A 13909-nucleotide genomic window follows, 5' to 3' on the forward strand; every position below is an offset into this window, starting at 1 on the left:
TCGGTTACTTGATGCCGGTGAAGTTGAGGGACTGCACCAGCCGCTTGCCCAGGAAGATGAGCAGGGCGAGGACCGGCAGGACGGACAGCGTGGAGGCGGCCATGAGCCCCGTCCAGTCCGGCTGGGTGTTGGGGGATTGCTGGAGGAACACCCCGAGGGCCACGGTGAGCACCCGGGTCTGCTCCCCGCGGCCGACGAGCAGCGGCCACAGGAAGTCCTTCCACGCCCACACCGACGTCGTGAGGGCGATGGTGATGAGCGGCCCGCGGCTCATGGGCACGATGACCCGCCAGAAGACGCCCCACCGGCCGGCCCCGTCGATGATCGCCGCCTCCTCCACCTCGCGCGGGATGGACAGGAAGAACTGGCGGAGGAAGAACACCGCGAACGGGGTCATGAGCAGGTTGGGGGCGACCATGCCGAGGAACGTGTCCATGGCGCCGATGGTCTTCACGAGCGTGAAGTTGGGCAGCAGCGTGAAGATGGGCGGGACCATCAGCGCCGCGACGATGATCCCGAAGACCAGGTCGCGGCCGGGGAAGCGCAGGCGGGCGAAGGCGTACCCGGCCATGGCGCAGCAGAACGTCTGCACGCCGGCGATGAGCGCGCAGTAGATGATGGAGTTCAGGGTGTACCGCAGAAAGTTGATCTGCGCCCCCGAGCCCCCGGCCTCGCGCGCGGTCTGCGGGTCGACGAGGCCGAGCACCCGCCAGAAATTGATCATCGTCGGGTGGGACGGCACGATGGCGGTGCTGTCGGTGTAGATGTCGGCGGCGGGGGTGATCGCCGTGCGGATCATCCAGTAGAACGGCGCGATCGTGAGCGCGAGGAACGCGGCCAGCACGAGCCAGGCCAGCACCTTGCCGGGCGAAAAGCGGCGGGTCATGGCAGGCCTCTCAGGTCAGGTCCGAGCGGGATGCGCGCAGCAGCCGCATCTGCACCGCGGTCAGCACGCCGAGGATCACCACGAGCACCATCGCGGCCGCGGCGGCGTAGCCCATGTGGAAGTACGTGAAGGCCTGCTGGTAGATGTAGAAGTAGATGACCCGGGTCGCGCCGACCGGGCCGCCCTTGGTGGTGACCGCGACGGTGTCGAAGATCTGGAACGAGCCGATCAGCGAGACCACGAGCACCAGGGCGAGGATCGGGCGCAGCAGGGGCAGCGTGATCCGCCGGAACATCCGCAGCTCGCCGGCGCCGTCCAGGGCCGCGCTCTCGTAGAGGTGCGGCGGGATCTGCAGCATCCCGGCGTAGAGCAGCAGCGCGGTGTACCCGGTGTAGGCCCACGTGTTGATGAGCGCGACCGACGGCATGGCCCAGTCCGGCGAGTTCAGGTAGGCGCGGTTGTCCACGCCGACCATCCCGAGCAGGTGGTTGACGAAGCCGAGGTTCGAGTCGAGCAGCCACATCCACAGCAGGCCGACGGTCACGTTCGGCACCAGCCACGGCAGCAGCATCGTGGCGCGCACGACGACCGAGCCGGTGAGCCGGTGCATGAGCGCGGCCAGGCCGAGCGCGAGCACGGTCTGTGAGCCGATGTTGAGCACGACGTAGTAGGCGGTGACCTTCAGTGAGTTCCAGAACTGCCCGTCGCTGACGAGCTCGCTGTAGTTGTCGGCGCCGACGAAGTTCGGGGTGTTGAGCAGGCTGTAGTCGGTGACGGAGTACCAGACGCCGCGGACGGTCGGGTACAGGTAGAACACCGCGAAGCCGAGCAGCACCGGCGCGAGGAACAGCCAGGCGACCCAGCGGTCGTCGCGGGCCCGGCGGGGCCCGGGGCTCTTCTCGGCATCCGGCACCGTGGCGGCGGGCACCGCAACGGTGTTGCTCATCGTCACGATCCGACCTCCAATCGATCGAAGATCTTCTAGATTTGGCGTCTTGCGGCGGGGGGTGTGTGGCCGCTAATAATGATGAAGCTCATGGAAAGTTTGTCAACACCTCCTCGTATCGATATGGCGAACGAGGAGACTCCGCACCCCTGATTCCGGAGGTCCATCCATGCGCACAACCCTGCGGCGGCGCCTCGCCCGCGCCGTCGCACTCTGCACGGTCGCCGCCAGTGCCGTGCTCGTGTTCGCGCCGCACAACGCGGCCGCGTTCACCGCGGTGCCCGCCGGTGTCCCCGCGCGCCCGGCCCCGCCGGCCGCGCCGAGCCCCGGCCTGACCGACCACCCGCTCACCGCCGCCCCGAGCCCGCTGGACAACCCGCTCAAGGGCTTCGCCCGCTTCTACTTCCCCGGCGACAACCAGAACTCGGGCTACCCGAGGTCCCTGGCGTGGAGCTACTTCGGCCTGTCCGAGGTGATGACCAGCGCGACCGACTGCTCGACGTACAACTGGTCCATTGTGGACAACGCGCTGAACGAGATCGCTTCCTACGGCAACCAGGCCGCCATCCGCTTCTACATGGAGTACCCGGGCGGCACCGGCAGCCACCCCGGCAACGCGATCCCGCACTGCTTCGACGGGCACGTGACCTACCGCAACAACACGTTCTGGGGCACCGTCAGCCCCGACTACGACAGCGCCTACCTGCTCACCGCCGTCACCAACTTCATCAACGCGTTCGGCGCCCGCTACGACGGCGACCCGCGCATCGGCTTCATCAACCTCGGCCTCGTGGGCCTGTGGGGCGAGTGGCACACGTGGCCGTTCGACACCGACACCGCCGACGGCTACCCCAACCTGATGCCGACCGACGCGCACGCGGCCCAGATCGTCGCCGCGTTCGACAACGCGTTCAACACCACCAAGCTCGAGATCCGCTACCCGGACTCGGCCGGCGGCGCCGCCAACGCCCGCGACATCGGCTACCACGACGACTCGTTCTGCTACATGGAGGGCTCGCCGCTCAAGGGCGTCACCCTGCCCCAGTCGCTCGGCGGCGCCGACTACTCCCAGCTCCAGCGCGCGCTGAACATGGGCGTGGAGAACAAGTGGGTCACCGACTCCATGGGCGGCGAGGTGCGCCCGGAGATCCAGAGCTCCGCGTTCACGTCGTGGCCCGGCGGCTCCGGCCAGGTCGACAACATGAAGGCCTGCATCGAGCTCGAGCACACCACCTGGAAGATCAACCAGACCAGCCAGAGCTACTCGTCCACGGACCCGAACGTGGCCGCGGCCGTGCGGCTCATGGGCTACGACCTGTCCGCGACGCACGCCTACTACGCCAACAGCGTCAGCGGCAGCGCCACCGTCGGCGTCACGCTCGCCAACAACGGCGTGGCCCCGTTCTACTACCCGTGGACCGTCTCGCTCGGCCTCAAGGACGCCTCGGGCGCCGTCGTGAAGACCTGGGACACCCCCTGGGACCTGCGCACGGTCCAGCCCCTGAAGATCCGCGCGTTCCCCGACTGGAACGTGGGCGCCGACCCGACCTACCGCGACTTCGGCTACCCGCAGTACTTCCAGTCCAACGTCAGCCTCGCCGGCGTCGCCAACGGCTCGTACCAGCTCGTCATGCGGGTCAAGAACCCGCTCGAGGCGCTGAGTCCGGCCGCGAAGAAGCTCCGGTTCGGCAACGCCACCCAGAATGCCGACGGGTGGCTCGGGCTGGGCTCGATCGGCGTCGGCGGCTCCACCGGGGGCGACACCACGCCGCCCTCGACCCCGACCGGCCTCACCTCGCCCGCGAAGACGTCGAGCAGCGTGTCGCTGAGCTGGAACGCCTCGACCGACAACGTGGGCGTGGCCGGCTACAAGGTGCTGCGCGGCGGCACCCAGGTCGGCACCGCGACCACGACCTCCTACACGGACAGCGGCCTGAACGCGTCCACGGCCTACACCTACACGGTCCGGGCCTACGACGCCGCGGGCAACACGTCGGCGGACTCCTCGTCGATCACCGTGACGACCTCGGCGACGAGCACGCCGACCGGCCTGGTGCTGGACGACTACAACGGCACCCCGGCCTACCCGTCCGCGGCCCAGAACGACCTCGGCAAGTGGACCGGCGGCAACTGCTTCCTCAACGGGGGCGGCAGCGGCGTCGTCTCCGGCGGGGCGCTGACGCTGCAGTACAACAACTGCGGCTGGTTCGGCTCCGACGTCAACCAGGACGTCTCGCAGTACACCTACCTCGTCGTGCGGATCAAGGGCAGCAGCGGCGGCGAGCAGACGCACTTCAACCTGGGCCTCGGCGGGACCACCAAGGTCTTCGGGGACTACACGCTGGACGGCGGCGGCCACCCGGTCATCACCACCGCCTACCAGGACATCAAGATCCCGATGGTCGCCAACGGGATCAGCCGCACCAGCCCGGCCCAGCTCGCGATGGGCTTCTGGTTCGGCGGCAACAGCTCCATCTCCATCGACAGCTTCTCCTTCAGCAACTGATGTCACGCACCCTTCGAGTCCGGGCGGCCGCCGTGGCGGCGGCCGCCCTGGCCCTCTCCCTGCTCGGCCCGGCCAACACGGCCGCGGCCGCCACCACGACCGCCACGTACACCGGCGACTTCGGCACGGTGTTCACCAACCCGGAACGCGGCTTCCACAACCGCTACGAGATCATCAACGACCCGTCCGTCAACGACTACGCGAGCAACACCATCCCCGGCTTCAACCCGGACATGCTCGACCGCACGTTCGCGCGGGCCAAGGCGGACGGCGACACGCTCATCCACTCCTACGTCCACCTCGACAAGTACCAGACGACCGACCTGCCGCAGCCGCTGCTGGACAACCTGGGGACCGGCCTGGCCGCGATCCGGGCGCAGGGGCTGAAGATCGTCCTGCGGGTCGCCTACGTGTGGGACGGCTACTCCGCGGTCACCGAGCCGCAGATGGAGCGGCACATCGACCAGCTCGCCCCGGTCCTGACCGCCAACGCCGACGTCATCATGCACCTCGAGGCCGGCTTCTTCGGCGCGTGGGGCGAGTGGCACGAGAGCCCCTACACCGCCGCATCGGACCAGAACCAGGCGCCGGTCCGCGCCGCACTGGTGAAGAAGCTCCTCAGCAGTACCCCGGCCTCGATGCCGATCGCCATCCGGTACCCGATCTTCAACTACGAGTTCGCCCACGGCGCGACCATGACGACGCAGGACCTCGACCGGCTCGGCTTCCACGACGACTGCTTCCTCGCCGACTCGGCCGACATGGGCACGTACGACCAGAACTCGTGGCTGGGCTGGTTCGACGTGTCCACGAAGAAGCAGTGGGTGTACGACTACGCCACCTCCACCGGCGGCAACAAGATCGTCGGCGGCGAGACCTGCAACGCCAGCGGCGGCAACGACTCGGCCGGCGTGAACGCGCAGTACGAGCTGAGCCACCAGCACTGGACCGAGATCAACGAGGACTACGCGGCCGTCAACACCGACCTCTGGAAGAACGCGAACATGGCCGCGTCCGGGGTCGACCCGGCCGAGACCCTGTTCACCCGGATCAAGCGCAAGCTGGGCTACCGGCTGCGGCTGGCCGACGCGACCTTCACCAACCAGGCCGCGCCCGGCTCCGGCTTCACGTTCTCGGCGCACCTGTTCAACGACGGTTACGCCGGCATCATCAAACCGCGCCCGGTGTACCTCGTGTTCGACAACGGCACCAACCGGTACAACGTGCAGCTCACCGGCCTCGACCCGCGCACCTGGAAGTCCGGGGCCGTGACCGTTCCCACCCAGACCGTGACCCTGCCGGCGATGGTCTCCGGGACGTACAAGCTGGCCCTGTGGCTGCCCGACCAGGCTGCTGGGTTGCGTGCTCTTGCTTCGTACTCGGTCCGGCTGGCGAACACGGGCACGTGGGACGCGGCCAAGGGTTACAACGTGCTCGCTTCTTCTGTGAGTGTCGGTGCGTGCACGGGCGACTGCACGCCGCCCACCGCACCCACCCTGTCCGCGGGCGCCGTGAGCGGTCAGTCGGTGCCGCTGTCCTGGGCGGGCGCGACGGACAACGTCGGCGTCACGGGCTACCGGCTCTATCGCGACGGTACCTTGCTGGCGTCGCCGGCCGGCACGACGTACACGGACACCAACGTGCCGGCCGGGACGCACAGCTACACCGTGACCGCCCGGGACGCGGCCGGGTACGACTCACCGGCGAGCAACACCGTGAACGTCACCGTGAGCGGTCCCACCAACCCGCCACCCGTGGGGCTGGTGCTCGACGACTTCGACGGCACCCCGGCGTACCCGGCCGCGGCCAAGAACGACCTCGGGCGGTGGACCGGCGGCAACTGCTTCCTCAACGGCGGCGGCAACGGCGTGGTCTCCGGCGGGGCGCTCGCGCTGCAGTACAACAACTGCGGCTGGTTCGGCTCCGACGTCGGGCAGGACGTGTCCGGCTACACCTACCTCGTCGTGCGGATCAAGGGCGCGACCGGTGGCGAGCAGACACACTTCAGCCTGGCGCTCGGCGGTGCGACCAAGGTCTTCGGCGACTTCGTCCTCGACGGCGGCGGACACCCGGCGATCACCACGGCGTACCAGGACATCAAGGTGCCGATGGCCGCCAACGGCATCAACCGCGCGAGCCCGTCTCAGCTCGCGCTCGGGTTCTGGTACGGAGGCAGCGGCACGGTCACCGTCGACAGCATCAGCTTCCAATAGTACTTTGTAAAGTTCATAGCAATATTGGCGAGCGGAGGGCAGACCGTGCCAGATCAGGTCATCACCGGTACCGACCTGTCGCGGCTGCGTGAGCTCAACTCGCTGACGGTGGTCCGGGCGCTGCGGGACCAGCCCCCGGCCACCGTCACCGAGCTCGCCAAGCTGACCGGGCTGTCGCGCCCCGCGGTCGACGTGATCGCGCAGGGCCTCGTCACCGGCGGCTGGGCCACCATCGTCGAGCCGGGCGGCAGCAGCGTCGTGGGCCGCCCGGCCCGCCGCTACCGCTTCCGCGCCACCGCCGGCCACGTCATCGGCGTCGACATCGGCGGCCACAAGGTCCTCGCCCTGCTCGCCGACCTCGACGGCAACGTGGTGCACACCGCCCGCCGCGCGGTCGCGGCCGACGCCGGCCCGGCCGAGCGCCTGGCCGCCCTCGACCACGTGCTCGCCGACGTGCTGCACGAGGGCGGGAAGTCCGCCGACGACATCTGGGCCGTGACCGTCGGCGTCACCGGCCCGGTCGACGCGTCGGGCAAGACCACCCTGTTCACGCCGCTGCCGGGCTGGCAGACGGTCGACCTCGCGGCCCACCTCAAGGACCGCTTCACCTGCCCGATCGTGGTGGAGAACGACTGCAAGCTGGCCGCGCTGGCCGAACGCTGGCAGGGCGCGGCGAGCGACGCCAACGACATCGTCTACGTCCTCGCGGGCATGCGCACCGGCGCCGGCCTCATCATCGACGGCATCCTGCGCCGCGGCTTCGGCGGCGCCGCGGGCGAGATCGGCGCCCTGCGCGCGGTGCGCTGGCTGACCGCCCCCGAGCACCTGCAGCGCTGCCCCGGCGTCCCGGCCACGGTCAACCCCGACGACGCCGCGGCCTGGGTCTTCAACGCGGCCCGGGCCGGCAACCGCGACGCCCGCACGGCGGTGAACCGCTACGTGAAAGACCTGGCGGTGGGCACGGCCGCCCTCGTACTGGCCCTGGACCCGCAGGTCGTCATCTTCGGCGGCGGGTTCTCGCGCTCGGCCGACCTGGTGCTGGAGCCGCTGCGGCGCGAGCTGGCAAAATTGTGCCTGCGCATGCCGGAGGTGCGAGCCTCGACCTTGGGCGCGGACAGCGTGGCGCTGGGGGCGCTGCGGCTGGCGCTGAACGAGGTTGACCGGCGGCTGTTCACGGCGGGTCTGAGCGCGCCGGTCGCGCCCCGCCGCGACTGACGGATCGTGCCCGGCGCCGCGGCTAGAGCGCCAGGTCGCGCTCGTACCAGGTGCCAGGCTTGCCGCCCAGGTCGGCCGGGTCGGCCGGCCCGACCGGCACGAACCCGGCCTTGGCCAGCACCCTCTGGGACGCGGCGTTCTGGCCGGTGGTGGCCGCCCGCAGGGTGCGCAGCCCGTGCCGGGCCGTCGCCAGTCCACACAGCTGCCGGACGGTCGCGGTCGCCACCCCGCGACCGGAAGCATGCTGCGCGACCCGGTAGCCGAGGGTCGCGGTGTTGTCCTGGATGTCGTACAGATTGAACCTGCCGAGCACCGAGCCGTCGTCGCCGACGAGCACGTAGAAGGCGCAGATGCCGGCCTCCTGCTCGGCCAGCAAGGCGTCGTAGCGGTCGGTGAACTGGTCGAAGTAGTCGTCGCCGCGGTCGGAGACCGAGGCGGCGAAGTAGGCGCGGTTCGCCAGCTCGAAGGCCAGGACCGCTTGGGCATGACCGGCATGCAGCCGTTCCAGCTCGGGCATTGCCCGACTGTACTCACGCGACGACGTCGGCCTACGCGAGCAGGTCGTCCATCAGTGTGCCGATGCGGCGGGCGGCGACGGACCCGGTCAGCGCGCCGGCCTCGGCCAGCAGGACCTCGCGGCTCGCCCGGTCGCCCAGGACGTCCGTGAGCCGGTCGCCGCGGCCCAGCGGGAAGAACAGGGTGACGTTCGCGCCGATGCGGGTGGCCAGCGCCCAGAGTTCGCGGGCCGCTCCGGTGTCGCCGCGGAAGGCGGCGAGCTCGGCGCCGCCCATGGCCCAGGCCCCGAGCAGCGGGCGGTCGTGGGCGGCCAGCACGTCGGCGCGGCAGTCCCGCAGGGCTTCCGCGGCGCGGGCCCCGGCCCCGAGCAGCGGGCGGTCGTGGGCGGCCAGCACGTCGGCGCGGCAGTCCCGCAGGGCTTCCGCGGCGCGGGCCCCGGCCCCGGCGGCCGGGCGGGCCTCGGCGACCCAGAGATGCAGCACGGCGCCCGCGATGCGGAACTCGATCCCGACCTCCGTCGCGCCGGCGGCGGTTCGCAGCAGGGCCTCGGCATGGGTCAGCGCCTCTTCGTGCCGCTCGCGGCGCCAGGCCAGCTGGGCGAGGCCGAGGTTCGCCTGGCCGATGTCGACCTCGTCGGCCCGGTCCGAGCCGGCGATCTCCAGCAGGCGGCGCTCGGCCTCGGTGTCGCCGGCCAGGGCCAGGTGGGTGTCGAGCACGGCCCGGGCCGAGCGGGCGTCCTGGGCCGCGCCGATCAGGTCGAGGTGGCGCTCGCTGCGGCGCAGCCACTCGTCGGTGCGCGCGCCGGGGCCGGCGTTGAGCGCGTGCCCGGCGGCGTGGGCGGCCATGCCCATGCCCCAGTGGTCGCCGACGGCCTCGAAGCGGCGGTAGGCCAGCTCCGCGTCCGGCCGCGGCCCGGCGTTCTCCAGCAGTACGGCGCGGATGAAATGGCCCATGCCCTGGACGTACGGGTCCGAGTGGGCGACGAGCAGCGCGGCGTCGGCCAGGCTCCTGTCCGGGTCGGCCTGCTCCAGTCCGGGCAGCGCCGTGGCCAGCGCGACCGTCCGGGGCCGCACCTCGCCGGAGCGCTGCGCGAGCAGGTTGCGCAGGGCGCGGCGGGCGAGCGCGTTGAGCCGAAGCGGCCCGGTGTTGCCGGCGTTGACGCCGATGAGCACCAGCAGCCAGGCGAGCCGATCGGCGTGCGGCCGCGGTCCTCCGGCGGCCGCTGGTTGCTGGATCGCCGAGCGTTTCCGGGCGGCCGGGTCGTCGAGGCGCAGCAGCGTGCGCGCCAAGGCGCTGGCCTCCAGATGCTGCCCTCGTACCGTCCACAGCTGGAACAGGGCGCCGGCGATGTCGACCGCGGCCGGCTCGTCGTCGTGCTCGATCGCCCAGCGCAGGGCGGCGAGGAGGTTCTCCTGGTCAGCCGCGCAGCCCGCGATCGCCTCGAGCTGCCGCGGGCCGATGAAGTCGCCGATCAGCGCGACGGCCCGGCGCGCGGCCCACGCGACCAGCCCGGCCATGGCCGCCCGCCGCCCGCCGGACGCGGTGAGCCGTGCCTCGCCGTACTCGCGGACGGTCTCCAACATGCGGTAGCGGTCGCGTTCCAGGCGCAGCAGGGACTGCTCGACCAGGATCGACAAGCCGCGGCGGACGTCGGCGCCGCCGGCCACGGCCGTTGCGGTGTCGGCGGTGAACGGGGCCGGGATCACCGCCAGCCGTTCGAGCAGGTCGCGCTCGGCGGGGTCGAGCAGCTCGCGGCTCCAGTCGACCATCGCCCACAGGCTGGCGTGGCGCTCGGGCAGGCCGCGCAGGGCGTCGTCGAGCAGGGCGAAACGGTCGGTGAGTCCGGCCAGTACGTCTTCGATCGGCATGTGCCGCAGCCGGGCGGCGGCCAGTTCGAGAGCGAGCGGCAGGTTGTCGAGCCGGTTGACGAGCGCGAGGGCCTGCGCCCGCGGCCAGGCCGGCACCGATCCGCCGGCGCGGACGCGGGCCTCGAGCAGGGCGATCGCCTCGTCGTCGGGCAGCGCGGGCAGCCGGTGGACGACCTCGCCGACCAGGCCCAGCGGCGCCCGGCTGGTGGCCAGCACGCCGGCCTCGGGCGGCGCCACGGCCAGCAGCTCGGCGACGACCTCCGCGGCGGCGCCGAGGACGTGCTCGCAGTTGTCGAGCACGAGCAGGCCGTCGAACTCGGCCCCGGCCGCTCGCAGCCGCTGGTCGGGGCCGGTCATCCGGCGCTCCAGGCCGGACCCGTCGCTGGTCAGGACCGCGAGAACGGCCGGGCGTACCTCGGACGGCGCGCGCAGCCCCGCCAGCTCGACGACGTGGACGGGCCGGGAGTCGCTGACCGAGCGGGCGAGCTCGGCGGCCAGCCTGGTCTTGCCCGCCCCGCCGGTCGCGACGACGGTGACCAGCGGCGCCTCCAGCAGCGCCCGGCCGACGGCGGCGAGGTCCGGCTCGCGGCCCACCAGCGGGGTCACGGCCCGGCGCCAGGCGGCGGGGAGGCCGGTCGCCGGTCGTGGCCGGGCGGTCCGCAGCTGCCCCCGCAGCAGGGCCAGGTGCGCGTCGGCGAGGGCGGGGGAGGGGTCGGCGCCGTACCGATCGGCCAGCTCCGCACGGACCCGTCCGACCAGGTCGAGCGCCTCGGCGTCGCGGCCCTGCGCCGCGAGGACCCGCACGAGCAGGGCGGCGGCGGGCTCGTCGGGCGGCACCCGGGTCGCCAGCCGGCGCAGGTCGGCTTCGTCGAACGGGCCGCCTGCGGCCAGCGCGGCCTCCGCCCGCAGGGTCACGACGTCGCCGAAGAGCCGGGCGCTGCCGGCCTCGCCCAGCTCCGGGATCTCCGGGAACAGCGCCCGCGCCTCGTCGGCGCGGTCCCGCGCGCGGACCGCGTCGCCCGCCGTCAGCGCCTGCCGGCCCCGATCGGTCAGCTCACGGACGGTGACGGCGTCGATCTCCACCTCGCCGGCCGGGATTCGGTAACCCCCGGGCGCCGCGACGACCGGCACGCCGAGGCGGCGCACGCGGCCGACCAGGGCCTGCACCGCGCCGGTGGCGTCGTCGGGCGGCGCGCCCAGCCAGACCGCGTCGATCAGCGCGCCGGTGGAGACGGGGCGGCCCCGGGCGTCGACGAGCTCGCGGATCACCGCGGCCAGGCGGTCTCCCCGCACCGGCCGGCCGTCGACGGCCAGGGGCCCAAGCGTCGTGATCCGCACGCCCTCATCATCGCGCACGGAGCCTGGCTTGATCAGAATCGGACTTAACGCCTGTCGGGCGAAAAATCCGATAATTCGTGGCACGAAGTGCCCGACTTATCGCGCCGCCGGTCGAGTCGCGCCGCCGGTCGAGTCGCGCCGCGGGTCGGGTCGCGCCGCGGGTCGGGTCGCGCCGCGGGTTGGGTCGCGCCGCGGGTTGGGTCGCGCCGCGGGTTGGGTCGCGCCGCGGGTTGGGTCGCGCCGCGGGTTGGGTCGCGCCGCGGGTTGGGTCGCGCCGCGGGTTGGGTCGCGCCGCGGGTTGGGTCGCGCCGCGGGTTGGGTCGCGCCGCGGGTTGCGTCGGACTTATCGCGCCCCAGACAGCAGAGAGACCAGGTTCTGAGCCGCGTCCGCGCCCAGAAGCACGGAGTTGTTGACGGCGCCCTCCGCCCCCGCCGAGGCGCTACGCGGGAACATCGCCCCCTCGTACGACAAGAGCGCGGCTTCGGTGTCGCCGGCATGAGCCGCGATGGCCAAGCCGAGCTCGGCCCCGTCCTGCATGGCCAGGTTCGCGCCCTCGCCGTTCGGCGGCTGCAAGTGCGCGGCATCCCCGAGCAGCGTCACGCCCGGCACGCGGTCCCACCGCAGGTCGGCCGGCAGCGCGAAGTGCGGCCGCAGCACCGGGGCCGTGTCGCTGTCGGTGATCAGCGCGGCCAGCGAAGGGGCCCAGCCCTCGACCTCCCGCGCGAGAAGGGTCGTCGCCGCGGCGGGAGTGCCGAAGTCGATGGCGGTGAACCATTTCAGCGGCCGGGACAGCCAGAGGTACGCGTGCAGGTTCCCGTCGGCCTCCCGATGGGCCAGGAACAGCTTGCCGCTCGCGCGCGTGTCGAACGCGAACAGCGAACCGCCGCCGACGGCTCGGGCGGTCTGCGGGTGGCGGCGGTCGGCGTCGAACAGGAAGGTCTCGATCGCCGCGGTGCCGCCGTACGCGGGGGTGGCGTCCGTGAGCAGGGGGCGGACCCGCGACCGGGCCCCGTCGGCGCCGACGAGCACGTCGGTGACGACGGTCGTGCCGTCCGCGAAGGTCAGCGTGTAGGAGCCGTGGCCGCGTACGGAGGCGAGCTTGTGGCCCCAGCGGACGGTACCGGCGGGAAGTGAGTCGAGCAGCATCCGGCGCAGCGCCGCCCGGGGGACCTCGGGGCTGTCGCCGGTGCCGTCGTCGGGCTTGTCGAACAGCACGGTGCCGTCCCGGTCGACGACCCGGTAGGACTCGCGGCCGGGCAGGACGATCCGGCGGAACTGCGAAGTCAGGCCCGCCGCGGCCAGTGCGGGCTGGCCGTTGTACTCGTGGATGTCGAGCAGCCCGCCCTGGGCCCGGTCCGCCGGCGAGCGCTCGGCCTCGTACACGGTGGACGGGATGCCGTGCACGTGCAGGACGCGGGCCAGGACGAGACCGCCGAGACCGGCTCCGACGATCGTGACTGAAGGGTTCGTCATGCCCCGAAGCGTGCGCGGGCCCGCCGACACGGGAGCGACACGGCGCCGACACGGCATCGTTCGCGGGACTGACACGCGACTTCGATCAGGAATCGAGAAGTACGGGCTGAGCTGCACACCTAGGCTCGAACGCATGACGAACATCGAGAACATGGGCATCAAGACCGTGCTGCACCCCGTCAGCGACCTCGAGAAGGCCAAGGCCGTCTACTCGGCGCTGCTGGGCCTCGAGCCGCAGCACGACTCCGCGTACTACGTCGGCTACGACGTCGCCGGCCAGCACATCGGGCTCGTGCCCAACCGCGGCCCGCAGGGCGAGACCGTGCCGGTGGCCTACTGGCACGTCTCCGACATCGCGGGGAAGATCGCCGAGATCACCTCGGCCGGCGGCACCGTCAAGGAGGCCGCGCACGACGTGGGCAACGGGCGCCTGGTGGCCACCGTCCTCGACGCCGACGGCAACGTCCTCGGTCTGCTGCAGGACCAGTGAGCGCTCCCAGCCCCCGCTCCCGCGCGCGGCGCCAGGCCGACACGCGGGAGCGGCTCGACGGCGACGTGGACCTGTGGGTCGCCAGCGCGTCGCCGGAGGGGGAGCCGTACCTTGTGCCGCTCTCCTTCGACTGGGACGGCCGGGCCGTGCTCATCGCCACCGCGGCCGCGAGCCCGACGGGCCGGAACCTGATCGCGACCCGCAAGGCCCGGCTGGGGCTCGGGCTCACGCGGGACGTGTCGATGATCGACGGGGACGTCGAGGTGCTCGCGATCGACGCGCTCGCCGAGGAGACGGGGGACCGGTTCGCCGCGCGGAGCGGGTTCGATCCGCGGGAGTACGGCTCGTCGTACAACTGGTTCCGCATCACTCCCCGGCGAGTGCAGGCCTGGCGCGAGGAGAATGAGCTGCGTGGCCGCGAGATCATGCGCGACGGCCGCTGGACTACGTAGGGAGA

At 72.1% G+C, this 13909-nt stretch carries 10 protein-coding genes; 5 read left to right on the top strand and 5 right to left on the bottom strand.

The features are described 5' to 3' along the window. Positions 1-4: 4 nt before the first annotated feature. Both AC6JBM_RS10240 and AC6JBM_RS10245 read right to left on the bottom strand, forming a co-directional pair. A complete protein-coding gene (locus AC6JBM_RS10240; protein WP_497983356.1) occupies positions 5-886 on the bottom strand; it encodes a carbohydrate ABC transporter permease in 882 nt (293 codons plus the stop codon). Positions 887-896: 10 nt separating this feature from the next. Next, complete coding sequence (locus AC6JBM_RS10245; protein WP_497983357.1) at positions 897-1832, bottom strand: carbohydrate ABC transporter permease; 936 nt, start codon at positions 1830-1832, stop codon at positions 897-899. Between the two features lie 169 nt (positions 1833-2001). On the opposite strand from AC6JBM_RS10245, the gene AC6JBM_RS10250 reads away from it, so the two are divergent. Genes AC6JBM_RS10250 through AC6JBM_RS10260 form a run of 3 tightly spaced genes read left to right on the top strand, consistent with a single transcriptional unit; the run spans position 2002 to position 7766 of the window. Next, complete coding sequence (locus AC6JBM_RS10250) at positions 2002-4338, top strand: fibronectin type III domain-containing protein (RefSeq protein ID WP_497983358.1); 2337 nt, start codon at positions 2002-2004, stop codon at positions 4336-4338. Next, complete coding sequence (locus AC6JBM_RS10255; protein ID WP_497983359.1) at positions 4338-6551, top strand: DUF4832 domain-containing protein; 2214 nt, start codon at positions 4338-4340, stop codon at positions 6549-6551. Before AC6JBM_RS10250 ends, AC6JBM_RS10255 begins: the two co-directional genes overlap by 1 nt. A 45-nt stretch (positions 6552-6596) precedes the next feature. Next, positions 6597-7766 carry an ROK family transcriptional regulator gene (locus AC6JBM_RS10260; RefSeq protein ID WP_497983360.1) on the top strand — a complete coding sequence of 390 codons (1170 nt, stop codon included), beginning with the start codon at positions 6597-6599 and terminating at the stop codon, positions 7764-7766. Positions 7767-7788: 22 nt separating this feature from the next. Here AC6JBM_RS10260 and AC6JBM_RS10265 read toward each other — a convergent pair whose 3' ends face one another. The 3 genes from AC6JBM_RS10265 to AC6JBM_RS10275 all read right to left on the bottom strand — a co-directional run bounded on the left by AC6JBM_RS10265 (position 7789) and on the right by AC6JBM_RS10275 (position 12962). Continuing rightward, positions 7789-8283 (bottom strand): GNAT family N-acetyltransferase, encoded by a 495-nt coding sequence (locus AC6JBM_RS10265; RefSeq protein WP_497983361.1) that lies wholly within the window; start codon positions 8281-8283, stop codon positions 7789-7791. Positions 8284-8314: 31 nt separating this feature from the next. Continuing rightward, complete coding sequence (locus tag AC6JBM_RS10270) at positions 8315-11506, bottom strand: ATP-binding protein (RefSeq protein ID WP_497983362.1); 3192 nt, start codon at positions 11504-11506, stop codon at positions 8315-8317. A 325-nt stretch (positions 11507-11831) separates the two neighbouring features. Further along, positions 11832-12962 carry an FAD-dependent oxidoreductase gene (locus AC6JBM_RS10275; protein ID WP_497983363.1) on the bottom strand — a complete coding sequence of 377 codons (1131 nt, stop codon included), beginning with the start codon at positions 12960-12962 and terminating at the stop codon, positions 11832-11834. A 133-nt stretch (positions 12963-13095) separates the two neighbouring features. Between AC6JBM_RS10275 and AC6JBM_RS10280 the strand changes: the two genes are divergently transcribed. Both AC6JBM_RS10280 and AC6JBM_RS10285 read left to right on the top strand, forming a co-directional pair. Beyond that, positions 13096-13452, top strand: coding sequence for a VOC family protein (locus AC6JBM_RS10280; RefSeq protein WP_497983364.1), 357 nt, complete (start codon positions 13096-13098; stop codon positions 13450-13452). Then, a complete protein-coding gene (locus AC6JBM_RS10285; RefSeq protein WP_497983365.1) occupies positions 13449-13904 on the top strand; it encodes a pyridoxamine 5'-phosphate oxidase family protein in 456 nt (151 codons plus the stop codon). The genes AC6JBM_RS10280 and AC6JBM_RS10285 overlap by 4 nt, the downstream gene beginning before the upstream one ends. Positions 13905-13909 lie beyond the last annotated feature (5 nt).

This window comes from Dactylosporangium thailandense, assembly GCF_059739745.1.